Annotated in this window: 20 protein-coding genes and 1 pseudogene; 13 read left to right on the top strand and 8 right to left on the bottom strand. The window is 74.4% G+C overall.

The window, feature by feature from the left end:
• Window positions 1-236: 236 nt before the first annotated feature.
• Together CSC62_RS15425 and CSC62_RS15420 are read left to right on the top strand one after the other, a co-directional pair.
• Window positions 237-1,631 (top strand): AMP-binding protein, encoded by a 1,395-nt coding sequence (locus tag CSC62_RS15425; protein WP_162407570.1) that lies wholly within the window; start codon window positions 237-239, stop codon window positions 1,629-1,631.
• Window positions 1,632-1,720: 89 nt separating this feature from the next.
• A complete protein-coding gene (locus tag CSC62_RS15420) occupies window positions 1,721-2,791 on the top strand; it encodes a patatin-like phospholipase family protein (protein WP_211369025.1) in 1,071 nt (356 codons plus the stop codon).
• A gap of 25 nt (window positions 2,792-2,816) precedes the next feature.
• Here CSC62_RS15420 and CSC62_RS15415 read toward each other — a convergent pair whose 3' ends face one another.
• The 3 genes from CSC62_RS15415 to CSC62_RS15405 form a co-directional block, all read right to left on the bottom strand.
• Window positions 2,817-4,130, bottom strand: a complete 1,314-nt coding sequence (locus CSC62_RS15415) for a serine hydrolase domain-containing protein (RefSeq protein ID WP_162407569.1) — start codon at window positions 4,128-4,130, stop codon at window positions 2,817-2,819.
• A gap of 96 nt (window positions 4,131-4,226) precedes the next feature.
• Entirely contained in the window at window positions 4,227-5,252 is a 1,026-nt protein-coding gene (locus CSC62_RS15410; protein ID WP_425502037.1) for a chorismate transformation FkbO/Hyg5 family protein, read from the bottom strand.
• Window positions 5,249-6,670 (bottom strand): NAD(P)/FAD-dependent oxidoreductase, encoded by a 1,422-nt coding sequence (locus CSC62_RS15405; RefSeq protein WP_162407568.1) that lies wholly within the window; start codon window positions 6,668-6,670, stop codon window positions 5,249-5,251. Before CSC62_RS15405 ends, CSC62_RS15410 begins: the two co-directional genes overlap by 4 nt.
• A gap of 136 nt (window positions 6,671-6,806) precedes the next feature.
• Between CSC62_RS15405 and CSC62_RS15400 the strand changes: the two genes are divergently transcribed.
• The 8 genes from CSC62_RS15400 (at window position 6,807) to fabG (ending at window position 13,960) form a co-directional block, all read left to right on the top strand.
• Window positions 6,807-7,076, top strand: a complete 270-nt coding sequence (locus tag CSC62_RS15400) for a phosphopantetheine-binding protein (RefSeq protein WP_162407567.1) — start codon at window positions 6,807-6,809, stop codon at window positions 7,074-7,076.
• On the top strand, window positions 7,051-7,794 hold the full coding sequence (locus CSC62_RS15395; RefSeq protein ID WP_425502036.1) for a COG4648 family protein: 744 nt from the start codon (window positions 7,051-7,053) through the stop codon (window positions 7,792-7,794). The genes CSC62_RS15400 and CSC62_RS15395 overlap by 26 nt, the downstream gene beginning before the upstream one ends.
• A 71-nt stretch (window positions 7,795-7,865) precedes the next feature.
• Window positions 7,866-8,168, top strand: a complete 303-nt coding sequence (locus CSC62_RS15390; RefSeq protein ID WP_162407566.1) for an ApeI family dehydratase — start codon at window positions 7,866-7,868, stop codon at window positions 8,166-8,168.
• 49 nt (window positions 8,169-8,217) lie between these two features.
• On the top strand, window positions 8,218-9,180 hold the full coding sequence (locus CSC62_RS15385) for a lysophospholipid acyltransferase family protein (protein ID WP_162407565.1): 963 nt from the start codon (window positions 8,218-8,220) through the stop codon (window positions 9,178-9,180).
• A complete protein-coding gene (locus tag CSC62_RS15380; RefSeq protein WP_162407564.1) occupies window positions 9,098-9,772 on the top strand; it encodes a LolA-related protein in 675 nt (224 codons plus the stop codon). The genes CSC62_RS15385 and CSC62_RS15380 overlap by 83 nt, the downstream gene beginning before the upstream one ends.
• A gap of 29 nt (window positions 9,773-9,801) precedes the next feature.
• Window positions 9,802-12,189 (top strand): MMPL family transporter, encoded by a 2,388-nt coding sequence (locus tag CSC62_RS15375; protein ID WP_162407573.1) that lies wholly within the window; start codon window positions 9,802-9,804, stop codon window positions 12,187-12,189.
• Between the two features lie 8 nt (window positions 12,190-12,197).
• A complete protein-coding gene (locus tag CSC62_RS15370) occupies window positions 12,198-12,632 on the top strand; it encodes a hotdog family protein (RefSeq protein WP_425502038.1) in 435 nt (144 codons plus the stop codon).
• 587 nt (window positions 12,633-13,219) lie between these two features.
• Window positions 13,220-13,960 (top strand): 3-oxoacyl-ACP reductase FabG, encoded by a 741-nt coding sequence (gene fabG, locus CSC62_RS15365; protein ID WP_162407563.1) that lies wholly within the window; start codon window positions 13,220-13,222, stop codon window positions 13,958-13,960.
• A 13-nt stretch (window positions 13,961-13,973) separates the two neighbouring features.
• On the opposite strand, the gene CSC62_RS15360 is transcribed toward fabG, so the two are convergent.
• The 4 genes from CSC62_RS15360 to CSC62_RS15345 form a co-directional block, all read right to left on the bottom strand.
• Window positions 13,974-15,236, bottom strand: a complete 1,263-nt coding sequence (locus tag CSC62_RS15360; protein WP_162407562.1) for a cation:proton antiporter — start codon at window positions 15,234-15,236, stop codon at window positions 13,974-13,976.
• Window positions 15,237-15,408: 172 nt separating this feature from the next.
• Entirely contained in the window at window positions 15,409-16,182 is a 774-nt protein-coding gene (locus CSC62_RS15355) for a glycosyltransferase family 2 protein (protein WP_162407561.1), read from the bottom strand.
• Window positions 16,175-16,975, bottom strand: coding sequence for a beta-ketoacyl synthase chain length factor (locus CSC62_RS15350; protein WP_162407560.1), 801 nt, complete (start codon window positions 16,973-16,975; stop codon window positions 16,175-16,177). The genes CSC62_RS15355 and CSC62_RS15350 overlap by 8 nt, the downstream gene beginning before the upstream one ends.
• Window positions 16,972-18,150: a beta-ketoacyl-[acyl-carrier-protein] synthase family protein gene (locus tag CSC62_RS15345; protein ID WP_162407572.1), complete on the bottom strand. Its 1,179-nt coding sequence runs from the start codon at window positions 18,148-18,150 to the stop codon at window positions 16,972-16,974. The genes CSC62_RS15350 and CSC62_RS15345 overlap by 4 nt, the downstream gene beginning before the upstream one ends.
• A 210-nt stretch (window positions 18,151-18,360) precedes the next feature.
• On the opposite strand from CSC62_RS15345, the gene CSC62_RS15340 reads away from it, so the two are divergent.
• Complete coding sequence (locus CSC62_RS15340) at window positions 18,361-18,618, top strand: YcgL domain-containing protein (RefSeq protein WP_162407559.1); 258 nt, start codon at window positions 18,361-18,363, stop codon at window positions 18,616-18,618.
• Window positions 18,611-21,925 carry an ankyrin repeat domain-containing protein gene (locus CSC62_RS15335; protein WP_162407558.1) on the top strand — a complete coding sequence of 1,105 codons (3,315 nt, stop codon included), beginning with the start codon at window positions 18,611-18,613 and terminating at the stop codon, window positions 21,923-21,925. The genes CSC62_RS15340 and CSC62_RS15335 overlap by 8 nt, the downstream gene beginning before the upstream one ends.
• 529 nt (window positions 21,926-22,454) lie before the next feature.
• On the opposite strand, the gene CSC62_RS15330 is transcribed toward CSC62_RS15335, so the two are convergent.
• Window positions 22,455-24,308 (bottom strand): monovalent cation:proton antiporter-2 (CPA2) family protein, encoded by a 1,854-nt coding sequence (locus CSC62_RS15330; protein ID WP_162407557.1) that lies wholly within the window; start codon window positions 24,306-24,308, stop codon window positions 22,455-22,457.
• Window positions 24,309-24,419: 111 nt separating this feature from the next.
• On the opposite strand from CSC62_RS15330, the pseudogene CSC62_RS15325 reads away from it, so the two are divergent.
• Window positions 24,420-25,391, top strand: a pseudogene (locus tag CSC62_RS15325) (PepSY-associated TM helix domain-containing protein); the annotation flags it as partial.
• Between the last annotated feature and the right edge of the window lie 34 nt (window positions 25,392-25,425).

Here is a 25,425-nt window from a genome sequence, read left to right as displayed (position 1 = left end):
GGGCGGGAAGCGGTCGGGTCGGGCGGGTCATGCGCGGGATGGCGAAAGCGTGGAAGCCGGGCAGGTTAGCAGCCCGCCCGGGCGCGGCCGCGGGCGGGAGGTCACGATTCGCGCCGGGCGCCCCGGCATGCGTGGCGGCAGGCGCCGCGGCCCGCCGCCTTGCCTGCGCTGGCGCCGCCGGCCATGCTGGCCGCCTCGTGCGCCGCCGGGCGCCGTGCCGGGAACCGAACGCCACGATGTCCGCCGTCGTCCAGAACCCCACCGCCGCCGTCTCCATGCCATTGGCGGTGGGCGATCCGGGGCGCGCGCTGGTGTTCGACGGCGAACGGACGATCGTCCTGGGCGAATTCCTGGCCCGTGCCCGGGCGCTGGCCGCGGCCCTGCCCGAGGCGCGGCACGTGGTCCACCTGGCCGACGACCGCTACCGCTTCCTGCTCGGCTTCTGCGCCGCGGCCCTGCGCGGCCAGGTGGCCCTGCTGCCGCCGTCCGGGGCGCCGGGCACGGTGGCCGAGATCCTGCAGGCGCACGCCGGCGGCGGCGCCTACCGCCTGGAAGGCGATGCCCTCGGCGCACACGCCGGACCGTCGCCGCTGGCCGCTGCGGCGGATGGATCGCCCGACGCCGTCCCGGCCCGGGTCGATCCGCAGGCGCTGGCCGCGATCGGCTACACCTCCGGCAGCACCGGCCGGCCGCAGGCGCACGCCAAGACCTGGGCCGCGTTCGCCACCGGCACCGCGCAGAACCTGGCGGCGCTGGCCGACCTGTGGGGCCCGGCGCAGCCGCAGGTGGTGGCCACGGTGCCACCGCAGCACATGTACGGGATGGAGCTGTCGGTGCTGCTGCCCCTGCTGGGTGGCGCGGCGGTGCATGCCGGGCGGCCGCTGCTGCCGGCCGACGTGGCCCGCGCACTGGAGGACGCCGCCGGCGCGCGGCTGCTGGTGACCACCCCGGTGCACCTGCGCGCCCTGCTGCGCTCGGGCGTGGCCCTGCCGCCGCTGGCCGGGATCGTCTCGGCCACCGCGCCGCTGGCGCCGGAGCTGGCGGCCGAGGCCGAGGACCGCTACGGCGCCGAGGTGCGCGAGGTGTTCGGCTCCACCGAGACCTGCGTGTTCGCCCGCCGCCGCACCGCCCGCGATGCCTGGTGGACGCCGTTGCCCGGCACCCGGCTGACGCCGCAGCCGGACGGCACCCTGGTGCATGCCCCGCACCTGCCGGCGCCGGTGGCGCTGGCCGACCTGATGGAGGTCGCGGCCGACGGCCGCTTCCGCCTGTGCGGGCGCCAGGCCGACCTGCTGGAGATCGCCGGCAAGCGCGCCTCGCTCGGCGACCTGACCCGGCGCCTGCTCGCCGTCCCGGGTGTGGAGGACGGCGTGGTCCTGCAACTGGAGCCGGAACGCGAGGGCGCGGTCGGCCGGATCGCGGCGCTGGCGGTAGCGCCGGGGCTTGCGCCTGCCGACATCGTCGAGGCCCTGCGTGGCGCGGTCGATCCGGTGTTCCTGCCGCGCCGGCTGCGGCTGCTGCCGGTCCTGCCGCGCAACGCCACCGGCAAGCTGCGCCGCGACGCCCTGCCCGCGGCCCTGGCCGAGCCGCATTCATCCGCCGTGCCGGAAGCCCCGGGCGACGCCGCCTAGAATCCCCGCGTCCGCATGCCGCGGCGCCAACCCGCAGCTCCGTCCCCGTGAATCCGACCGCCGCCCCGCTTCCGTCCTCCCGCCGCCGGATCGCGCCCCAGGCCCGGCCCCTGCTGGCCGGCGTGCTGTCGGTCAGCCTGCTGCTTGCCGCCTGCGGCGGCAACACCCGCACCGAACCGCCGCCGCCGGCCGCGCCCGTGGCCCCGGCGCCCGCCGACCCGGCGCTGCCGCCGCTGAAGATCGGCCTGGCCCTGGGCGGCGGCGCGGCCAAGGGCTTCGCCCACATCGGCGTGATCAAGATGCTGGAGGCCAACGGCTTCGTCCCCGACGTGGTCGCGGGCACCAGCGCCGGCAGCGTGGTCGGTTCGTTCTACGCCGGCGGCATGGACCCGTTCCAGCTGCAGGAGAAGGCGGTGGCGCTGGACGAGGCCAGTATCCGCGACGTGCGCCTGTTCTCCGGCGGCCTGGTCCAGGGCCAGGCCCTGCAGGACTACGTCAACGAGCAGGTCGGCAAGCGCCCGATCGAGCGCCTGCGCAAGCCGTTCGCGGCGGTGGCCACGCGCCTGGAGACCGGCGAGCGCACCGTGTTCGTGCGCGGCAACACCGGCCAGGCGGTGCGCGCCTCCAGCAGCGTGCCGGGGGTGTTCGAACCGGTGACCATCGGCAGCTTCCAGTACGTGGACGGCGGCGTGGTCAGCCCGGTGCCGGTGGACGCCGCGCGCCAGCTCGGCGCCGACTTCGTGATCGCCGTGGACATCTCCAGCAAGGCTACCGGCCGTCGCCCGGACGGTATGCTCGGGATCGTCAACCAGTCGATCGCGATCATGGGCCAGCGCCTGGGCGAGCAGGAACTGGCGCGCGCCGACGTGGTGATCCGGCCGAACGTGCTCGACTACGGCTCGGCCGATTTCACCCGCCGCAACCAGGCGATCCTGGAAGGCGAGAAGGCCGCGCTTGCGGCCCTGCCGCAGATCCGCGCCGCGGTGCAGAAGCTGCAGGCATCGAGGCTGCAGCAGGCGCGCGCGCGGCTGGCCCAGGTGGAGGCCGACGCCGCGGCCCGGCGCGCGGCGCAGGCCGCGCCTGAACCGGTCTGCGAGGAGGGTTCGCGCTGGAACCCGTTCCGGCGCAAGGAAGGCGACTGCGTGCCGGCGGGGCGCTGAGGCGCCCCACGCGTTTTCCCCTTATCTACCGCGGCGCGGCCGCGGAGCTGTCGTCGGCGTAGACCGCGTCGCGGAAGGCCTTGTGCAGGGGTACCTTGCCGAACGGCAGCCACTGCGCGAACAGCACCGCGGTGATCCGGTTGACCGGATCGACCCAGAACAGGGTGTTGGCCGCACCGTCCCAGAAGAACTCGCCGACCTCGCCCGAGGCCTCCGCGGCGCTGGCCGGCGGCGCGGTGCGCACGGCGAAGTCGATGCCGAAGCCGACCTGGCCCTTGCCGGGCAGCCACGAGCGGTCCGCGACCGTCGCCGGCAGGGCGTCGCTGGCCATCAGCCGCACCGTGGCCGGCTGCAGCAGGCGCACGCCGTCCAGCTGGCCGCCGTCGACCAGCATCCGCGCGAAGCGCATGTAGTCGTCCAGGGTCGAGACCAGGCCCCAGCTGCCCGGCTTGCGCGCGGTGTCGCGGCCGTTGAGCTTGTAGGCCTCGGCATCGGGGATGCGGGTCATCGCGCCGTCGTCGCTGCGCCGGTACAGGGCCGCCATCCGCGGCCAGTCCTGGCGGCGCAGGACGTAGCGGGTGTCCTTCATCTTCAGCGGCGCGAACACGTGCCGTTCCAGGTAGCGGTCGAACGGCTCGCCGGACAGAACTTCCACCAGCCGGGCCTGCACGTCCACCGCCGGCGAGTACAGCCAGCGCGTGCCCGGCTGGTACAGCAGCGGCACGCCGGCGATCCGCCGCACTTCCTCGGCCAGGGGGATGTCGAAATTCTCCGGATCGGCCGCGCGGTACATGTCGCCCACCGGGCCGAGGGCGCCCTCGCCGTCCACCAGCCCCGCGGTGTGGCGCAGCAGGTCGCGCACCGTGACCGGCCGCTGCGGCGCCAGCAAAAGCGGCTGGCCGTGGACGTCGGTGCCGCCGTATACGCGCACCGAAGCGAACTCCGGCAGGTGTTGGGCGAGCGGGTCGTCGAGCTGGAAGCGGCCCTGTTCGTACAGCTGCATCAGCGCCACCCCGGTGACCGGCTTGGTCATCGAGAAGATCTGGGCCAGGGTGTCGCGCGCCATCGGCCGCCCGGCCTCGCGGTCGGCCAGGCCGAAGGCGCCGAAATAGGCCTCGCGCCCGTCCTGCCAGACCAGCGCCGAGGCGCCGACGATCTGGCCGGACTCGACCAGGCCGGCGAGCGCGGCGTCGATCCGGGCGCGGTCGATCCGGGCGACGCCGGCGCGACCTTCTTCGGCCGCGGCCGGCGGATGGGCGAGCGCGGGCAGGGCCGCGGCGACGGCGAACAGGCAGGAAAGTACGGCCTGCAGGCGCAGGCGATGACGCGATCGGTGCATGGAATCCCCTCCCGGATCCGGAATGCGATGGTGGCGGGCCCGAGGCCGGGCCCACAGGTCGAGTATGACCTGCCGCCGCCGCGGGAGGCGCCGGACTCAGGCCGTAGCCGGCTCGCCGTGGGCGCCGTCGATCTCCACCAGCAGCTCGCGCCGGCAGACCTGGGCGTGCAGCAGCAGCCGTGGCACCGACGGATCCAGCCGGCGCTGCAGCTGCGCGGCGATCGCCGGCGCATCGGCCGGATCGCGCACGTAGACCTTCAGCGGGCTGGCCGCGCCCAGCGCCGGCGGCAGCGCCGGCCGGCGCGCGCGCGCGGCGCCGACCAGGCTGTCGATGTTGGCCAGGGTCTCGTCGACCTGGTCCTGGACCGAGCCGCCGTGCTGCGAGGCGTGGCCCACGATCGCTGCGGTCCCGGACACCAGCAAAGGCACCGCCGCGCCGGCGGCCGGCAGCATCGCCCGGGCGAAGCTGGGCGACTGCGGGCCGTACTGGCGCGGATAGCGCCAGGCGCTGACCTGGCGCGGGTTCTCCACCGGGCTGCCGGGCTCGCGCGCGGCCAGCCAGTACACCTGCAGCCGGCGGCGGCCGTCGCAGCGGCCGATCGCGGTGGCCGCGGGCAGGCGCTGCGCGTCCACCAGGTCCAGGCCGTCGGCGCGGCCGACGCAGAAGCGCCGGTAGCGTTCGTCGTCGCCCTCGCCCAGGGTGATGGCGTCCATGTAGTTCCACATCCGCAGCAGGTGCGGCGTGCCGCTGGCGGCGACGAAGGCGGCAATCCGTGCGTAGGCCTGGGTGGCGGCGGCCTCGATCCCGGCGTCGGGTTCGTCCACCTCGATCGCGCCGAACATCAGGCGGCCGTCGCTGGCCCAGGCGATCTCGCCGTCGCGGCCGTGGGTCACCGGCGCATCGCTGCGCCAGACCTCGATCGGCGCGTCGGCCAGCAGGGGCTGCAGCGGCACCCGCAGCCAGCGCGGGTCGTCTGCCACCGGCGCCTGTTCGCCGAAGCCGAACACCGCCAGCACCCGCGGATCGGCCAGCTGCGCGGTCAGGCTGCCGGCCGCGGCATAGCCCACGTCCAGCCGCGCCGTCGCCGCGCCGATGCCGTCGAACGGCAATGGCCGGCTCACGGGTTGCCGCCCTGCAGGGTGTCGCCGCTGAAGCGCTCGCCGACCTGGCGCCGGCGGCGCCACCAGCCCGCCAGCGCCTGCGGTGCCATCCGCATTGCGGTCAGTGCGTACACCACCCGGAACACCCGCAGCCGCCAGCGCACCGCCTTGTTGTCGAACACGTCGCCGGCCAGCATCGAGATCACCGCCTGTTCCAGCTGCAGGTGGTTGCGCGGCTCGGCGAACAGCGCCTCCATCACCGGGGTGGTGAAGCGGTAGATGAACCAGGAGAAATAGCGCAGGCCGCGGCGCAGGCGCCGGTCCATCGCCTTCTGTTCTGCGGCCTCGCGCGCGGGGTCGCGCAGGATCGCATCGACCGTCTTCGCCGCCTGCTCGCCACCGTTCATGCCCAGGTACACGCCGGAGGAGAACACCGGGTCGATGAAGGCGAAGGCGTCGCCGGCCATCACCCAGCCCGGGCCATGCATGCGGGTACAGGTGTAGGAGTAGTTGCCGGTGGCGTGGACCGGGGCGATGCGCTCGGCATCGGCCATGCGTGACCACACCGAGGGCGTGGCGCGCAGGGTGTCCATCAGGAACGATTCGTTGTCGCCCTGGCGGGTCTTCAGGTATTCGGGGAAGCACACCGCGCCGACGCTCATCACGTCCTCGCGCAAGGGGATCAGCCACATCCAGCCGTGGGCGAAGCGCTCGACGGTGATGTTGCCGGCCTCCTCGCCGGGGCGCCGGGTGACGCCGCGGAAGTGGCTGAAGATCGCCGCGGACTGGTGCGCCGGGTTCTTCTTCTTCAGCTTGAGCCGGCTGCCGAGGAAGGTGTCGCGGCCGCTGGCGTCGACCAGGTAGCGCGGGCGGAAGGCCAGGGCTTCTCCGTCGGCATCGCGCGCATGCACCCGCTCCGGGCGACCATCGGCGCCGAATTCCACCCGCTCGACCTTGACCTGCTGGCGCGCGTCCACACCGCTGGCCAGGGCGTTGTCGAACAGCAGCTGGTCGAACTCCGAGCGCCGCACCTGGTAGGCGTGGCCGAACTGCGGGTCCAGGGCGCGGTCGAAGCGGAACACGTTGATGCTGTCGCGGTCGCCGCGCATCGGGAAGTCGGCGCCGGGCTTGTGCACGCCGATCGCCGCGACCCGGTCGAGCACGCCCAGGCGCTGCAGGATCGGCAGGTTCATCGGCAGCAGGGACTCGCCGATGTGGAAGCGTGGATGGGCGTCCTTCTCCAGCAGCACCACCTTCCAGCCCTGGCGGGCCAGGAAGGTGGCGGCGGTAGTCCCGGCCGGGCCGCCGCCGATGACCAGCACGTCCACCTGGGCGTCCGCCGCCGCGTCGGCGCCGTTCGTGGCCGCCGCTCCCGCTTCCGCCTGCCCCGCTGGCGCGCCCTGCGCGGACGGAGAACTGGACGGAACCTGGGCGGTCATGCGGTGCGGGCGGGCTGCGGGACGATGCCGGCGATGATAACCCGGCCCCGTCGCGGCCGCGTCCACGCCGGCCCGACTTGCGCGACGGCGGCCGATACCGGATCGTTGCTGGCCTTGCATGTCCCGGGGATCCGCAATGCCGCAACAGACCGACGCCGAACGCGAACTGGCCCAGCTCCTGGTGGAGAGCCTGAACCTGGAGGGCGTGGAGCCGGACGCGATCGATCCGCAGGCGCCGCTGTTCAACGAGGGCCTGGGCCTGGACTCGATCGACGCGCTGGAACTGTCGCTGGCGATCGGCAAGCGCTATGGCGTGCAGCTGCGCTCGGACGGCGAGGACAACCGCCGGATATTCGCCTCGCTGCGCGCGCTGTCGGCGCATGTCCAGTCGCAACGCACCGGCTGATCCGCCGCTGGCCGGGCGCGACCCGGCCGGCGCTTGGGTGCTGCCGGTCCAGCTGGCGCTGGGCCTGGCCTATCCCTTCCTCGCCCACGCCGCGGCCACCCATGGCGGCGGCTGGCCGGCGCTGGCGCTCGGCGACCTGGCCGTGCTGGTGCTGGCCGCGCCGCTGTTGCACCGGCGGCTGTGGGCGCTGGCCCTGCTGGCGGCGCTGCTGGCGGCGCTGGCCTGGATCGCGGCCACGCCCTGGCCGTCCTTGCTGCTGCTGGCGCCGCCGGTGCTGTTCACCGGCTGGCTGGCGTGGTGGTTCGCGCGCAGCCTGCTGGGCGGGCGCGAGCCCTTGATCGCGCGGATCGTCGCCGCGCTGTACGCGCGCGCCGGCTGGCCGACGTCGCCGGAACTGCTGGCCTATGCGCGCCGGCTGACCGCGGGCTGGGCGGCGGTGCTGGCGTTCCTGACCCTGGCCAATGCCGTGTTGGCGCTGGTCGAGGTGCCGGGCGGGGTGCTGGACCTGCTCGGCCGCCGGCCGTGGTTCGCGGTGTCGCCGTCGGCCTGGTCGTGGTTCGCCAACTTGCTCAACTACGGTGTGCTGGGCGGCTTCATGCTCGGCGAGTTCGCGTACCGCAAGCGGCGTTTCCCGCGCCGGCCGTACCGCAACGCGCTCGACTTCGGCCGGCAGATGGCGGCTTTGGGCGCGGGCTTCTGGCGCGATCTGCTGCGCTGAGTTTGCATTACCTCTAATGGCAACGGCGTTGGGTTGCGGCTGTGTTGCCCGCGCGCGGCTATCCTTGGCCGATGCGATTCTCCGTGCCGCACGACCATCCCTGCCTGGACGGGCATTTCCCCGGCCGCCCGCTGGTGCCCGGGGTGGTCCTGCTCGAGCGCGTGTTGGAAGCGGTGGAGGCCGCGCACGGCCCGCGCGGTGCGCTGGGGGTGCCGCAGGTGAAATTCGTCCAGCCGCTGCTGCCGGACGAGGAAGCGGAGGTGCTGCTGGTGGAGGAGCGGGTCGAAGGCCAGGCGCCGCGCTGGCGCTTCCAGGTGCTGCGCGGGACCACCCTGCTGGCCAGCGGCGTGCTCGAGGAGGGCGCCGGTGGCTGAGGGCGCGGCGCCGGCGTGGAAGCGGCGGCCGGAAGGCGGCAGCCGGGCCATGATCGCGCTGCTCGTGGCGATCGCCCGGCACGGCGGTCGCGGCCTGGCGCGGCTGTGCCTGTGGCCGATCACCGCCTACTTCGTGCTGGTGCGCGGGCCGGAGCGGCGCGCCTCGCGGGCCTGGCTGTCGCGGGTGCAGGGCCGCCGCGCCGGGCTGTGGGCGGCGGCGCGGCACGTGCACGCGTTCTCGGCCACCATCCTCGACCGCCTGTTCCTGCTGGGCGGGCGCATGGACCTGTTCGACATCCGCGTGCACGGGCTGGAGCCGCTGGAGGCGCTGGTCGACCAGGGCCGAGGGGCCCTGCTGTTCGGCTCGCACCTGGGTAGCTTCGACGCCCTGCGGGTGCTGGCGCGGCGGCGGCCCGGGCTGCAGCTGCGGGTGGTGCTGGACCGCGGCCAGAACCCGGTGCTGACCGGGCTGTTCGACTCGCTGGATCCGGCCCTGGCCGCCGCGGTGATCGACGGCGGCCAGCCGGGCGCGGCGATCGCGCTGGAGGTCCAGCATGCGCTGGAGGCCGGGGCGCTGGTGGCCCTGCTGGTGGACCGCGCGCTGCCGCACGAGGACACCGCGGCGGTGCCGTTCCTGGGCCGCGACACGCGCCTGCCGCTGACCCCGTGGCGGCTGGCGCTGGCGCTGCATGCGCCGGTGCTGCTGTGCTTCGGCCTGTACTGCGGCGGCAACCGCTACGACCTGCACTTCGAACCCTTCCTCGACGCCACGGTCGAAGGCGTGCCGGGCGGCGTGCCGGCGCGCGGCGCCCGCGCCGCCTGGCTGCGCGGGCGGGTCGCCGCCTACGCCGCGCGGCTGGAGCACCATGCCCGCCGCACGCCTTTGAACTGGTTCAACTTCTACGACTTCTGGAACGACGATGGCCCGCATGCCGATCCCCCGCCGAATTCCGCGACAGCGCCTGCTCCTGCTGCTGGCGGCGCTGGCGACCCCGTGCATCGCCGCGCCTGAGCCGCCTGCGGCGGCGGCGTTCGACGCCGACTGGATCCTGCAGGCGGTGGCGCGGCCGGCGCCCAGCCGCACGCCCTTCGTCGAGCTGAGGGCTTCGCCGATGCTGCGCCAGCCGCTGCGGCTGCAGGGCGAGTACCGGCGCGAGGCCGACGGCCGCCTGGTGCGCCAGGTCACCGCGCCCTACGCGGAGACCACCACCCTGGCCGCCGGCGAGGCGGTGATCGAGCGCGCCGGGCGCGCGCCGCGCCGGATTGCGTTGCGGCAGGTGCCCGAACTGGCGGCGGTCCAGGCCGGGTTCGGCGCCCTGCTGGCCGGCGACCGCGCGCTGCTGCTGCGCACCTACGAAGTCCGCGCCGAAGGCACGCGCGAGCGCTGGACCCTGGGCCTGACGCCACGCGATCCGCGCCTGGCCGCGGCCCTGCGCGGGATCGAGCTGCACGGCCGCGGCAGCGAACTGCGCTGCGTGGAGAGCACGCCGGCCAAGGGCGAACCGCAGCGCACGCTGATGGCGGGTGCAGCCGCCGCCGCGTCCGGGATCGCCGATCCGGCCGGGCTGGCGGCGCTGTGCCACGGCGACGGCGCGGCGAAGTGAGCGGTCGCGATGACGAGCCCGCGGCGCCGGTGAGCGCCGGCACCCGTCCCGCCGCCCGCATCGCCCTGCTGCTGGCCTGGCTGGCGGCGCTGGCGGTGGGCGGCTGGCTGCTGTCGCGCGGGCTGCGGATGGAGGAGGACCTGCGCCGCTTCCTGCCCACGCCGCAGACCCCCGCGCAGGTGTTGTTGGTGGACGAACTGGGCGAAGGCCCGGGATCGCGCCTGCTCCTGCTGGCGCTGTCCGGCGCCGCGCCGGACACCCTGGCCGCGCGTTCGCAGGCCCTGCGCGCGGCCCTGTCCGCGCAGCCGTCGATCGCGCTGACGGGCAACGGCGACGGCGGCGGCCTGGAGGCGATCCCCGAGCGCCTGCGCCCGTACCGCTACCTGCTCTCGCCGACCCTGGACACCCAGCCGCTGGACGCGGCCTTCCTGCACGAGGAGCTGCAGCAGAGGCTGCAGGACCTGGGTTCGCCCGCCGCGGAACTGGTCGAGCCCCTGCTGCCGTCCGATCCCACCCTGGAGACCCTGCGCCTGGCCGAGGCCTGGCAACCGGCGCAGGCGCCGCAAAAGCTGCACGGAGTGTGGTTCGACCGCGCCGGCGGCCGGGCCCTGCTGCTGGTGCAGACCCGTGCACCGGGCTTCGACAGCGCCGGCCAGCAGGCGGCGGTGGCGGCGATCCGGCAGGCGTTCGCGGCGACGGCGGGCGCCAGGGCGGACGCGGCCGAAAGCGATGCCGGCGCGACCGGGCGCGATCCGGTGCGGCTGGAGATCTCCGGTCCCGGCGCCTTCGCCGTGGCCATCCGCGACCGCACCGAGGCGGAGATGCGCTGGATCGGCACCGCCGACACCGTCGGCCTGCTGCTGCTGCTGGCCGTGGCGTACCGGCGCTGGAGCCTGCCCTGGCTCGGCGCCCTGCCGCTGGCCAGCGGCGGCCTGGCCGGGCTGGGCGCGGTGGCCTGGCTCTCCGACGGCGGCGTGCACGGCATCACCATCGCCTTCGGCTTCACCCTGATCGGCGTGGCCCAGGACTATCCGATCCATTTCTTCAGCCACCTGCGCCCGGGGATGGAGCCGCGCGCCAGCGTGCGCGCGCTGTGGCCGACCCTGGTCACCGGGGTGGCGTCCACCTGCATTGCCTACGCGACCTTCCTGTTCTCCGGCGTGGACGGGCTGCGGCAGCTGGCGGTGTTCACCATCGCCGGCCTGGGCGTGGCCGCGGCCAGCACCCGCTGGCTTTTGCCGCGGCTGGTGACCCCGGCGCGGCGCGACCCGGCCGACTCGCCGCGGCTGGCCCGCCTCTGGAGGGCGGTGGAGCGGCTGCCGCGTCCGCGCCTGCCGCTGGCCGTGCTGGCGCTGGTGGCCCTGGCGGTGGTCGCGTTCGCGCCCGGCGCGTTCTGGCAGAACGACCTGTCGAAACTGACTCCGGTGCCGGAGGCCGACCTGCTGCGCGATGCGCAGCTGCGCGCCGAGCTGGGTGCGCCGGACGTGCGCTACATGGTCGCGGTGCAGGGGCGCGACGCCGAAGACGCGCTGCAGGCCTCCGAGCGCCTGCTGCCCGCGTTGCGGCGGCTGCAGGACCAGGGCGTGCTCGACGGCTACGACCTGGCCGCGCGCTACCTGCCCAGCGCGGCGACCCAGCGCGTGCGCCAGGCGCGGCTGCCGGATGCGCCGGCGCTCGACCACGCGTTGCAGGCGGCTTTGGCGGACACGCCGTTCGTGGGCGATGCGTTCGGACCGTTCGCCGGGGACGTGGCGCGCGCGCGCGCGGCGGCGCCGTTGACCGCGGACGACCTGGCCGGCACGCCGCTGGAGCTGGCGGTGGGCGGGCTGCTGCTGCGCGGCGAGGACCATGCGACCGCGCTGGTGTCGCTGTCCGGCCTGCACGATCCGCAGGCGCTGGCGACGGCGCTGGCGTCCCATGGCGATTCCCAGCTGCTGGACCTGAAGCAGGCCTCCGAATCGCTGGTGGCGCAGTGGCGCACGCGCCTGCTGGCGGCGCTGGCGGTGGCGGCGCTGCTGCTGGCGGGCACGGTGTGGCTGGCCCTGCGTTCGCCGCGGCGGGTGCTGCGGGTGCTGGCGCCGATGGCGCTGGCGACCCTGCTGATCCTGGCGGTCCTGCGCGCGGCCGGGGTGGAACTGAACCTGTTCCACCTGGTCGCGCTGATCCTGGCCGCGGGACTGGGACTGGACTACGCGCTGTTCTTCGAGCACGCCGGCGACCACCGCGAGGAGCAGCTGCGCACTCTGCACGCGCTGATCGTGTGCAGCCTGACCACGCTGCTGGTGTTCAGCCTGCTGGCCCTGTCCTCGATCCCGGTGCTGCGGGCGATCGGCAGCACGGTGGCGCTGGGAGTGCTGTTCAACTTCGCGCTGGCCCTGCTGATCGCGCGGGCGCCGTCGCGGCAGGCGGCGGCGTGAGCGCAGCGGTGCTCGACCGGGCGGGAATCCTGGCGCTGGTGCCGCACCAGGGAGCGATGTGCCTGTGGGACGAGGTGCGGGCCTGGGATGGGCAGCGGATCGCGCTGGCCGCGCGCAACCACGTGGACCCTGCGCATCCCCTGCGGGCGCGCGGGCGGCTGCATGCGCTGGCGCTGTGCGAGTACGGAGCGCAGGCGATGGCGGTGCACGGCGGACTGCTGGCGCAGGCCCACGGTGGTCGTGCGGCGGCCGGGGTGCTGGTGGCCTTGCGCGGGGTGGAACTGGCGCTGGCGCGGATCGACGACCTGGGCGGCGTGCTGGAAGGGGAAGCGGAGCTGCTGGCGGCCGGCGAAGCGAGCCAGCAATACGCGTTCCGCATCCACCACCAGAACCGCCTGCTCGCCAGCGGCCGCGCCACCGCGATGCTCGGGCACGCCCCGTAGGAACCGGGAGACCGGACTTTCGTCCGTGGAAATGCGCCGGCGACCGCCATGCATCCGCTTGGAGATCTGTCGGCGCGGATGATCGAACGGCAACGGCAGAAGCATCGGGTTTGGCTGTCTTCGGGCTGAGCCGCGGCGAACCGGCCGTGTTGTGGCCGCTCGGGCGCACATCCGTGTGCGCACTCGCTACCGCGGCCATCCCTGGCCGCTGCCACAACACAACCGGTCCGCCGCGTCTTCTGCGGACTGAAGGTTCCGGACTTCTATCCATCCACTACCGTCGTCCCCGCGAAGGCGGGGACCCAGCGACTTTGACTTTGCTCTGCTCCACCTTGTAGGAGCCGGTCTTGCCGGCGACCGCCATGGTGGAAGCGTCAGCGTGAAACCGGGCGCCATTGATACGTCCGCCTCCACGGTCGCCGGCAAGACCGGCTCCTACAGGTGAAGCAAAACCGGCATCCGAAGGCACGACTCTCAACGCCCATGCGACGGCGGACTCCCTCCGAAGTCGGCGCAAGCTGATGCTTCCGCGGTTGCTTTGCCGTAGCGGGGAACGGAAGCATGACGCGGGCTGGCACAATGCGCCGATGGAACCCGCAAAGACTCCCCCGCGCCGCGCCTTGGTCACCGGCGGCAGCGGCGACATCGGTGGCGCGATCTGCCACGCGCTGGCCGAGGCCGGCTTCGAGCTGGTCGTGCATGCGCACGCCAACCTCGCCCGCGCCGAGGCGGTGGCCGCGGCCATCCGCGACCGCGGCGGCAAGGCCACGGCCGTCGCCTTCGACGTCGCCGACGGCGGCGCGGTGGAAGCGGCGCTCGAAGCGTTGCTGGCCCAGGGCCGGATCGACGTACTGGTCAACAATGCCGGCATCCACGACGACGCGCCCATGGCCGGCATGAGCGATGAACAGTGGCGGCGGGTGGTGGACGTTTCGCTGCACGGCTTCTTCCACGTCACCCGACCCCTGCTGCTGCCGATGGCGCGGGCGCGCTGGGGGCGGATCGTCAGCGTGTCGTCGGTGGCGGCGGTGCTGGGCAACCGTGGGCAGACCAACTACGCGGCGGCCAAGGCCGCCCTGCACGGGGCGTCGAAGTCGCTGGCGCGGGAGATGGCCAGCCGCGGTATCACCGTCAACGTGGTCGCGCCGGGCGTGATCGAGGGGGCGATGACCGCGGGGCAGTTCCCGCCCGAGGCGGTGAAGCAGCTGGTCCCGGCCGCGCGCGCCGGCCGCCCGGAAGAGGTCGCGGCGCTGGTCGCGTTCCTGTGTTCGGACGCGGCTGGCTACGTCAACGGCCAGGTGATCGGGGTCAACGGCGGTATGGCCTGAGGCCGCCGCCGCGCTACTCGGGTCTCGGCTGTGCAGATGAGGCTGATGCGCCCGCATGGCGCGCGGGGCGCCCGCGGCCGCACAACGACAACAAAGGTCCGGTCATCAGGGTGGTGGCGAGGGCCACGAGCAGGAGCAGGGTGAACATCTCCGGGCCGATCAGGCCGGCGTCCAGACCGACCTTCATCACGATCAGTTCGATCATGCCGCGCGCGTTCATCAGCGAGCCGACCGCCATGCTGTCGCGAGTGGAATAGCCGGACAGCTTCGCGCCCAGGCCGCCGCCGACCAGCTTGCCGCTCACCGCCACCGCCAGGATCAGCAAAAGCGCGCCGGCACCGGTGGCGGTGAAGGCGTCGGCGGTGGTGCCCATGCCGGCCAGGGCGAAGAACACCGGCATCAGCAGCACCAGGGCCAGATGCTCGATGCGTTCGACCAGGCTGTGCACCAGGCGCTCGTCGCGCGGCAGGCAGGCGCCGAACAGGAAGGCGCCGAACACCGCGTGCAGGTGCAGCCATTCGGTCGCCGCGGCGCAGGCGCACAGCCCGACCAGCAGGGCGGCCAGTACCGTGCCCGAGGGCTTGCCGTCGCGGGCGTGGTGCCGCAGCAGCCAGGCGAACAGCGGCTTGAGCACGCCGAACACCACCAGCAACAGCAGGGCCAGGCCGGCCAGGGTCCACACCAGCCGCGAATAGCCGCCGCCGCCGGCCAGCGCGACCAGCAGGGCCAGGGCGATCCAGGCCATCACGTCCAGCAAAGCGGCCGCCGACAGCGACAGGCGGCCGATCGCGGTCTGCTGCAGGTCGCGGTCCTTGAGGATCCGCGCCAGCACCGGGAACGCGGTCACCGACAGCGCCACCGCCATGTAGCTGGCGAACGGCCAGAAGCCCACACCCTGCGGCGCCAGCCGTGCGTGCAGCAACGGGGCCATCGCCAGCGCCAGCACGAACGGCAGCGCCGCCGACAGTCCGGCCACGCGCACGGCGGCCAGTACCTGCGCCCGCGCGCCTTCGGGCGCACGCAGCTCGGCGCCGATGACGAACATGAAGAGCACCAGGCCCAGGGTCGACAGCGCCGAAAGCGCGGGCAGCGAGGTGGCGGGAAACAGCGCCGCGTGCAGGTCCGGGAGCGCGGCGCCGAACACGATCGGGCCGAGCAGGATGCCGGCGGCCATCTCGCCGATCACCGGCGGCTGGCCCAGCCGCGCCAGCAGCAGGCCGCACAATCGCGCAGCCACCAGGATCACCGCGACCTGGAACAGCAACAGGCCTGTCATCGCACTCCCTCCCCAGGGCAATGCGCCCGTTATAGCAAGGCGGGGCTGTCGATGACAGCGCAGGTCAACGACGTCGTGAAGGTTCGGGATGAAACCTTCGCCCACGAGCCCTGGACGAATGCGTGCACAGGCGACCGCCTGGCCGGAATGAATCCGGGCACAGGCCGTGCGCTCAGCGCGCGTCGTCGATCAACGTCTCGATCAGCGGCGCCTGCGCCCGCACCCGTGCGTACTCGCGCCAGACGTCGCCCTGGGCGATGACCTGGCCGACCACGTGCGAGGTGATCCGGTACAGGTCGCGCAGCGGACGGAAGTGGCTGCGCCGCAAGGGCCCGCCGTCCTGGCCGCGGTAGCGGGTTTCCACCGGCACCGAGACGCAGCGCATGCCCAGCTGGCGCGCGGCCGAGATCAGCAGCTGCGCCTCGAACACGAAGTCCTCGCCCGGCACGTCACCCAGCGCCAGCACCGGCGCGGGGTAGTAGCGCTGGCCGCTCTGGGTGTCGGCGATGCGGAAGCCGGCGGCCCAGGCCACGCCCCAGTCGCCGAAGGCATTGGCCATGCGCCGGTGCGCCGGCGCGGCGGCGCGATGGCGCAGGCGCGCGCCGATCACGATGTGCTGCGGGTGGCGGGCGGCGGCGGCGAGCAGGCGCGGCAGGTCGGCCGGATCGTGCTGGCCGTCGCCGTCGATGGTCAGCGCGCCGCTGGCGCCCTGCGCCAGGGCGGCGGCGAAGCCGGTGCGCAGGGCCGAGCCCTTGCCGCGGCGGCGCTCGTGGCGCAGCACGGTCACCGGCAGGTCACGCAGGCAGTCGCCGGTGCCGTCGTCCGAGCCGTCGTCGACCACGATCACCCAGGGGCAGTGCACGAGGGTCTGCTCGACCACGTCGCGGATCCGCAGGGCTTCGTTGAGCGCGGGGATCACCACCGCGGTGCTGCGCGGGTCAGCCATGGGCACCGCCTGCGTTGTCGATAGCGATCCGGAAGGCATGGCCATTGCCGGCCGGAAGGATCGTGGCGGCCTCGCCACGGGCGAGGGCGGCCAGCAAAGCCAGCGCCGGGGCCATGGCATTGCCGTCGGAGATGCCCGCGGGTGGGGCGTCGATCGCGGCGGTGGCAGGTGCGGTTTCCAGCGCCAGGCACGGCACAGTGGCGTCCCGCGCCTCGCGCGCCAGCACCAGGGCCACGCCGAGCAGGCCTTCGCTGCGGACCACATCGACCAACGGTCCCACCGCCGCGCCGTCGTAGCCGACCAGCAGCACCGCCGGGGCGCCAGCCTCCAGCTGCGCCAGCGCATCGAGCAGGCCCAGGGCGAAGCTGCCTTCGCCGGCGCTGAGCGCGGTGGCCGGCTGCATCGCGCCGGTGCCGATGGTCCAGTAGCCGGCGGCGGCGTTGTGCACCGAGTTGTGGAAGCGGATCGGCGAGACCTCGGTGGGCGCGCGCGCCAGGGTCGCGCACAGGTGGTCGGTGATCGCCAGGTCGCCGTAGGTGGAGGCGAACACCGAGGGCAGGGTGGCCGGATCGCGGCCGGCCGCCTCGCACGCGGCGTGCGCGGCCTGCAGGGCGACCAGCACGGTGTCGGGCGCGCGCCGGCGTTCGTTCGGCGGCAGCAGCGCCGGCGCCGGGCGCGCCGGCGCGTCGGCGGGCGCGTCGCCGCCGCGGCAACGGGCGGCGAAGGCGTCCCAGGACGGCAGTCCCGGCGCCCACAGGCCGATGCCTTCGATCGTGGCGGACAGCGTGCTCATGCGCGGGCGAACACCAGCGAGCAGTTGTTGCCGCCGAAGCCGAAGGCGTTGTTCATCGCGTAGTCGATCCCGGTGCGGGCGTTGCCGAAGCGCACCTGCGGGCCGCAGGCCGGGTCGGGCGTTTCGCTGTTGAGGATCCCCGGCAGCTCGCCCTCGCGCAGGGCGATCAGCGCCACCACCGATTCGACGATCCCCGCCGCGCCCAGGGTGTGCCCTGTCCAGCCCTTGGTCGAGCTGGCGTGCAGGCCGGCGGGGAACAGCGCGGCCACGGCCGCGGCCTCGACGCCGTCGTTGGCCGGGGTCGCGGTGCCATGCAGGTTGAGGTAGCCGACCCGGGCGGCGTCGATCCCGGCGCGGGCCAGCGCATCGGCCATCGCCAGGCGTGCGCCCAGGCCCTGCGGGTGCGGGGTGGACATGTGGTGGGCGTCGCTGGATTCGCCGTAGCCGGCCAGCCAGGCCAGGGCATCGGCATCCGTGTCGCGTTCGAGCAGGGCGAAGCCGCCCGCCTCGCCCAGCGACAGGCCGTCGCGGTGCGCATCGAACGGCCGGCACGGCGCCGCCGAGACCAGCTGCAATGCGTTGAAGCCGAACAGCACGCTGCCGCACAAGGTGTCCACGCCGCCGACCAGGGCCGCGTCCACCACCCCGGCCTTGAGCAGGCGCGCGGCATGGGCGAACACCTTGGCGCTGGAGGAGCAGGCGGTGGCCACGGTCATGCAAGGGCCCTGGGCGCCGGTGGCCAAGCGCACGAACTCGCCCAGCGCGTGCGGGGTATGCACTTCGAGCGCGGCCGAGGCGGGCGGGAAGCGGCCATCCTCCAGCTGCGCGTAGGCGCGTTCGGTCTCGCCGATGCTGGAAGTGGAGGTGCCGACCAGCACCGCCACCCGCGCCGCGCCGTAGCGGGCGACGGCCGCGCGCGTCGCCTCGAGCACGCCATCCTGCTGCAGCGCGCGCCAGGCCAGGCGATGGTTGCGCGAATCGAACGCCGCCAGCGTTGCCGGCAAGGCGGTGTCCTCCAGGCCTTCCACCCGCCCGATCCAGCACTCCAGCGGCAGCCCGTCCAGGTCGTTGCGACGCAGGCCGCCGCGGCGCTCGCGCAGGGCCCGGCTTTGCGCCGCCACGCCATCGCCCAGCGCGGTGACGGCGCTGAAGGCGGTGATGGCCAGGGGCGCGATGCGCCGGATGTCAGGGGTGGCGGGCAAAGGCGAGGGCGGCGGCGAAGGGCGGGCGAGTATAGCCAGCCCTCCGGTGATGGCCGCGCGGCCGCCGCCTTGACCTCCATGAACCGCGGCCGCAGGCGGCGCCCGCGCGCTTCCGCGCCTGCACCATTTCCGACACAATCCCCGGATTCCCCCACTTCCCCGATGCCGCCGCGACGCGCGCGCATGCAAGCCTACGTCTACAAGAGCCAGCGCAAGGCCGAAACCTACGTCTATCTCGCCGCACGCGACGATTTCGAGCGCGTGCCCGGGCCTTTGCGCGCGCAGCTGGGCGAGCTGCGCTTCGTGCTGGAAGTCGCCCTGACCCCGGAGCGGCGCCTGGCCCAGGCCGACCCGGCGGTGGTCCGGGCCAACCTGGCCCGGCACGGCTTCCACATCCAGTTCCCGCCGAACGCGGTCGCGGCGGCGCAGGCCGATGGCTGAGGCCGGGCGCCGCCAGCGCCGGGCCGCGCTGGGTGCCGGCGTCGCCGGCGTCTTGCTCGGCGTGCTGGCCGGGATCGAAGGCCCGCTGGCTTTGCTGCCGGGCTTGCTGGCCCAGCTGGCCCTGGCCCTGGCCGTCTCCTGGTGGACCGGCAGCCGCGCCTGGCCGGGCGATCTGCCCGCGCTCAAGCGCGGGCTGTCCGCGCTTCTGCTGCTGTGGAGCCTGGGCCTGCTGCTGGCACTCGCGCTGCTGGCCTGGCCGCTGCAGGCGCTGCGCCAGAGCGGCAGCCTGGGCGCGGCCCTGGGGGTGAGCGCAATGGCCGCGGCCCTGCTGCTCGGACTGTGGCGGACCTGGCCGCTGTGGCGGGCGGTCGAGCGCGGCGAGGGCTCCCTGCTCGCGCAGTGGCGGCGCCTGCCGCAGCAGGACACCGGCCACTGGTCGGGACTGGCGGTGGCCGGCGCCGTGGCCGCGGTCCTGGGCGGGCTGCTTTTGCTGGGCTGGCCGGGACTGCTGGCCTCGCCCGCGCGCTGGGGCGTGGCTGCGGTCCTGGCCCTGGTCCAGCCCTGGCTGCACCTGGTCGTGCAGCGCGCCGCGCCGGCGGCCAGCCTCGCCAGCCCGCTCGAATTCCTCGCCACCGCGCGGCTCGAACCGGCGGCGGAACCCGAACCCCTGCCCGCGGCCATGGCCGCCGATCCCGCCGGCCTGGCGGCCGAGCTGCACCTCGCCGCGCGCGCCGGTCGGGTCGACCGCGCCCTGCAGCTGCTCGACGCCGGCGCCGACCCGCACGCGCCGCCGCCGGAAGGCGAGCGCGACCGCCGCAGCTTGGCGGTGCTGGCCGCGGTGTTGCCCGACCTGCGCCTGCTGCGCGCGCTGATCGGCCGCGGCGTGGACCTCAACGCCGCCGACGGCGGCATGGCGCCCTTGCTGGCCGCCACCCGCGACAGCTGGCACGGCCGTCCCGAGGCGGTGATGACCCTGCTCGCCAACGGCGCCGACCCGCGCGCCAGCGACGCCGACGGCAACACCCCCCTGCACCATGCCGCGCGCAGCACCGACCCGGGCGTGGCCGCGCTGCTGCGCGACGCCGCGGCCGAGATCGACGCCCTCAACCACGACGGCTTCTCGCCCCTGGGCGTGGCCTGCGCCGCCGGCAACTGGCGCCTGGCCAAGTTCCTGCTCGAGCGCGGCGCCCGGCCCGAGCCGGCCGGCGGCCAGCCGGCGCTGCTGGCGGCGGCCGCCACCGAGGAGGACGACGCGGCCGGGGTGCAGCTGCTGCTGAAGTTCAAGGCCAAGGTCGGCACTCCCGGCCGCCAGGGCCGCACCGCCCTGCACGAGGCGGCCCTCGCCGGCCATGCCGACATCGTCGCCGCCCTGCTCGCCGCCCACGCCGATCCGCAGGTGCGCGACGCGGCCGGGCGCACGCCCTGGCTGGAGGCCGCCCGCGGCCTGCGCGGCGGGGTGCTCGAACACCTGCTGGCGGCCGGGGTGGACGTGGCCGCGGTCGACGGCGAAGGCCGCAACGCCCTGGCCCTGGCCGCCGGCGCCGAGCAGGCCTCGCTGGCGGTGGTCCGGCGCCTGCTGGAGGCCGGGGTCGATCCGACCCAGGCCGACGCCGGCGGACGCCGCGCGGTGGACGTGGCCGCCGAGGCGGGACGCTGGGCGATCGTCTCCGCGCTCGATCCCGACTATCCGCTGCCGGCCGCGGTCGCCGAGGCGGTGGCCGCCGCCCCAGCCCAGGCCGACGAGCGTCCGCCGCTGGCTTTGCTGCGCGACGGCCTGCAGTCCGGCCGCCTGGAAGGCCTGCCGGCGCTGGCGCGGCTGTGCGCCCCGGCCGAGACCGGCGCCCTGCTGCACGACCCGGCCCTGCGCGCGCAGCCGCCAGCGGTTGCCTGGCTGCTGGCCCACGGCGCCGACCCGGAGGTCGCGGTCGAAGGCGAGACCGCGCTGACCGCCCTGTTCGGCCAGGGCGGCGAGGCCGCCGCTGCGATCCAGCTCCTGCTGCGCCAGGGCGCTTCGCCGGCCGGCGGTGGTGGCCTGGCGCGTTTCCTGGCCGCCTGCGCCCAGCGCGACCAGGTCGGCCGCCAGCACGAACAGCTGGCGCTGGACCTGTTCCTGGCCGGCGCCGATCCGTTCGCGCCGTCGCCGGCCGGCGATCCGCCGCTGTCGCTGGCGGTGCGGCTGGGCTGGCTGCGCCTGCTCGACGCCCTGCTCGAGGCCGGGGTCGACCGCGAGGCCCGCGACAGCCACGGCATGACCGCCCTGCACCTGGCCGCGGCCCTGGGCCGCGAGTCCGCCCTGCGCCGGCTGGTCGCCCAGGGTGCTTCGCCGGAAGCGCGCGCCGCCGACGGCCAGACCCCCTTGGGGGTGGCCCTGGCCAGCGGCCGCCGCGACCTGGCCGACTGGCTGGATTGGCGCACCTGGCCGTTGCCGAAGCGGCCGCTGCGTCCGGCCGACGTGGTCGCCGCGGCCATGGCCGGCGACGCCGATGCGGTCCGGCGCCTGCTCGAGTTCGGGTTCCCGGTCGACGCCACCGATACCCAGGGCTGCACCGGCCTGCTGCGCGCGGCCGGCGGCGGCCACGCGGCGGCGGTGGACCTGCTGCTGGCGCGCGGCGCCGACCCGCAGCACGCCGCGCACAGCGGCGCCACGCCGCTGTCGGCGGCGGTGAGCATGCGCCAGACCGCGATCGTGGTCGCCCTGCTGGACGCCGGCGCGGACATCGAACACCGCCTGCCGGGCGGGGTGACGGTACTGATGCTGGCTTCGGCGCTGGGCCTGGCCGACATCGCCGCCCGGCTGCTCACCGCCGGCGCCGACATCGGCGCCGGCGACGCCCAGGGCCTGGCGCCCTTGCACTGCGCGGCGCTCTACGGCTTCACCGGCCGCGACCGGCCGCGGCTGCTGGCCTTGCTGGACACCCTTTTGCTGGCCGGCGCCGAGCCGGACCAGCCGGCCGCCGGCGGGGTCACGCCCCTGCTGCTTTTGCTGGGCGCGCGGGCCGAACCGGGCAGTCCCTGCGACGAGGGCGTGGTCTTCGCCGGGGTGGAGCGTCTGCTGGAGGAGGGCGTCTCGCTGGAGGTGCAGGATCCGCGCGGCTTCGGCCCGCTGCACCTGGCGGCCCTGCACGGATTGCGCGAAGTGGTCCTACGCCTGCTGCGCGCCGGCGCCGACCCGGACCTGCGCGACACCCTCAACCGTACCCCGCGCGAGATCGCGGTGATGCGCGGCTTCGTCGACGTGGCCGCGGAATTCGCCCCGGCGCAGACCGGCGTATCGATGGCCCGCTTCCTGCGCGAGCCGCGCGGCTGACGTCCATCATCTGAACGGCAACGGGCGAAGCATCGAGTTGGCTGGCTCCGGGCTGAGCCGCGGCGAACCGGCCGTGTCGTGGCCGCTCGGGCGCACATCCCTGTGCGCACTCGCTACCGCGGGCATCCATGCCCGCTGCCACAACACAACCGGTCCGCCACGTCTTCTGCGCGCTGGAAGTTCAGGACTTCCATGACCGTCGTCCCGGCGAATGCCGGGACCCAGCGCCTTGCTTCTCCGCTTCGCTGTGCTCCTGCAAGGGGAGCAAAGACACTGGGTCCCGGCATTCGCCGGGACGACGGCTGGTAGAAGGCGTAGTAGAAGCCTGAAGAGCAGAAGCACCATGAAGCGGTGAACTCCACGCCCGCAGAGGACGTCGTGCCTTGGGTCTGCGGGGCAAGTGGCACAGGGATGTGCCACGGCCGCGAGTTGCGGGCAGGACGCCCGCCCGAGCGGTGCACCGCAGACCCAAGGCATGGCGGCCCCGTCCGAAGCCAGCGCTTTAGGTCATCCCCCAGGCATGGAGATCCTACCGGGGCGGCGTGGAATCGCCGGCAACTCCGGCGGTACTGCTTCCGCCGCTTCCACTTTCCCCGGTATCGGCCTCGAACAGCTTCAGCAGGTCGGCGCGCGCGTGGCGCGAGCTCTGCACCACCGCCGCGTCGTCGTCGTAGACCAGGTACTGCTCGCGCAGCAAAGCCTCGTCGTGGGCGCGGAAGCGGCGCACGTGGTCGGCGGCGACCTCGGCCGGCACGCCCAGTTCCAGCAGCACCCGCTCGCCCAGTTCCAGGCTGCTGCCGAGCAGCTCGCGGAACGGCTCGGTGCCCAGGTCCATCAGCCGCCAGGCGTGCTGGCGGTTGCGCGCGCGCGCCAGGATCCGCGCCTGCGGGTACAGGCGCCGGATCAGGCGCACCGCGCGCAGGTTGCTGTCCGGGTCGTCGGTGCAGACCACGAACACCTTCACGTGCTCGGCCCCGGCCGCGCGCAGCAGGTCCGGGCGGGTGGGGTCGCCGTAGAAGATCCGGCCGCCATTGCGGCGCACGTCCTCGACCTGCTCGGGGCTGCTTTCCAGCGCGACGTAGGGGATGCGCTGGGCGGCCAGCAGCCGGGCCACGATCTGGCCGAAGCGGCCGACCCCCGCCACCAGCACCTGTGGCTTCTCCAGCGCCGGATCGGGCAGGGCGTCGTAGTGCTCCGGCGCGACCGGACGGTGCTGCGCCTCGTGGCGGCGCACGCGCCGCTCCAGGGCCAGCAGCAGCAACGGCATCAGCGCCATCGACACGCCGACGATCGCGACCAGGCGATCGTGGTTGGCGGCCGAGACCAGGCGCGCGCGCAGCGCTTCCTGGAACACCACGAAGGCGAACTCGCCGCCCAGCCACAGGGTGCCGCCGAGCATCAACGCATGCGCCGGCGCAATCTTCGCCGCCCGGCCCACGCCGTACAGCACCGCGAATTTCACCACCAGCAGCAGGCCGACGCCGCCGGCGATCAGCCCGGGCTCGGCCGCGATCCGGTCCAGGTCGATGCCCATGCCCACGGCGATGAAGAACAGGCCCAGCAGCAGGCCCTTGAACGGCTCGATCTGCGATTCCAGCTCGTGCCGGTATTCGGAGTCGGCCAGCAGGACGCCGGCGATGAACGCGCCCAGGCCGGGGCTGAGCCCGGCCTGCTGCATGATCCAGGCGCTGCCCAGCACCGCCAGCAGGGCGGTGGCGGTAAACACCTCCGGCGCCTGCGCGCGCGCGGCCATCTTCAGGGTCCGGTGCATCATCAGCCGGCCGCCGAAGTACACCAGCACCAGCGCGCCGAGGGCGTGGCCGACCATGCTCCAGGTCAGGGTCTCGTTCTTGGCCCCGCCCAGAAGCGGGATCAGGGCCAGCAGGGGAATGGCGATCAGGTCCTGGAACAGCAGGATCGCGAACGCCAGCCGGCCGTGGTCGCTGCCCAGCTGCTTGCGCTCGGCCAGCAGCTGCAGGCCGACCGCGGTCGAGGACAGGGCCAGGCCCAGGCCGGCCACCAGCGCGCCCTTCCAGTGCAGGCCGTAGGCGTACAGGGCGCCGCCCAGCAGCAGGGCCGAGGCGAACACCTGGGCGCTGCCGGCGCCGAACACCGGCCGCCGCATCAGCGCCAGCCGCGCCGGCGACAGTTCCAGCCCGATCACGAACAGCAGCATGACCACGCCGATCTCGGACGCGCCCAGGATCCGTTCCGGATCGCGGACCACGCCCAGGCCGTCGGGGCCGAGCAGCACGCCGGTGGCCAGGTAGGCGAGCACGGCGACCAGGCCGAAGCGGCGGAACAGCGGCACCGCGACGATCGCCGCCGCCAGCAGCACCAGGGCCAGTTCGAAGCTGAGGGTTCCGGGGAGGGGGGCTTCCATGGGCCCGCGGAATTATGCGCCGCCGCGGCGGAGGCGATGGTCCCGGGTCGCGCGCGAGGCGTCCATCCGGCGATGCGAGGGTGCCGTACGGTGGGGCGGTAGTTGTTGCGGCTGTCCCTGCCGTTCCACGTGATCTTCGCCTGGTCCGGCGCGGTCCTGACCATCGGCTTCGTTTTGCTGGCGCCGTTCCAGTTCCTGGTCTACGACGGCAAGCTGCTGAAGCTGCTGGAAGCGGATTTCGACATCGCCCCGCACGTGGAGCCGGCCGGCACGCCCGCCCCCGTGCTGCCCGTCGCCGAACTGCTGCGCCGCGGCCAGCTGGCCCTGCCGGGGCTGGCGGTGGAGAGCGTGCTGTACCACGACGCCGGCGACGCCAATGGCACCGCCACGCTGTACGGCGAATTGCCGCAGAGGCGCCTGAACCAGCTCGGCGGGGTGGCGCTCAACGCCGGCAGCGGCGAGCTGGTCAATGCCCTAGGGCCGAAGGACTATCCGCCGGGCATGGCCTTCCTGCGCGGCCTGCAGGCGCTGCACTACGGCAACTTCGGCCAGGCCGCGGTGAAGTGGCTGTACTTCGTGCTCGGCCTGGCCGGCGCCTTCCTGTTCTACAGCGGCAACCTTTTGTGGATCGAGGCGCGGCGCAAGCGCCGCCAGCTGCAGCAGCCGCGGCGCACCCGCCTGGTCGCGGCCCTGACCCTGGGCGTGTGCCTGGGCAGCGTGGCCGGGATCTCGGCGCTGTTCTTGGCCGACAAGCTGCTGCCGCAGGCGTGGCTGCGGGCCAGCTACTTCGTCGTGTTCTTCGCCGCGATCGGCTGGGCCTGCGTGCGCCGGCCGGCGCGGGCCGGTCACGAGTTGCTCTGGCTATGCGCCGTGCTGACCGTTCTGGTGCCGGCGGCGGCCTGGATCGGCACCGGCGCCCCACCCTGGGCCGGCCTGGCGCACGGCGACGCCACCCGGCTGGTGGTGGACGCGGTCGCCCTGGCCCTGGCCTGGGCCTACTGGCGCATGGCCCGCGCCACCCTGCGCCGCGGCCGCGAGGGCGACCCGAACAGCATCTGGGCATTGCCGGCGCGCGCGGGCTGACCCCATAACGGAAACGCCCCGCGGATGCGGGGCG

The organism is Pseudoxanthomonas jiangsuensis (assembly GCF_010093185.1).
Taxonomy (GTDB): domain Bacteria; phylum Pseudomonadota; class Gammaproteobacteria; order Xanthomonadales; family Xanthomonadaceae; genus Pseudoxanthomonas; species Pseudoxanthomonas jiangsuensis.
This window is presented reverse-complemented; position numbering and strand designations above follow the sequence as displayed.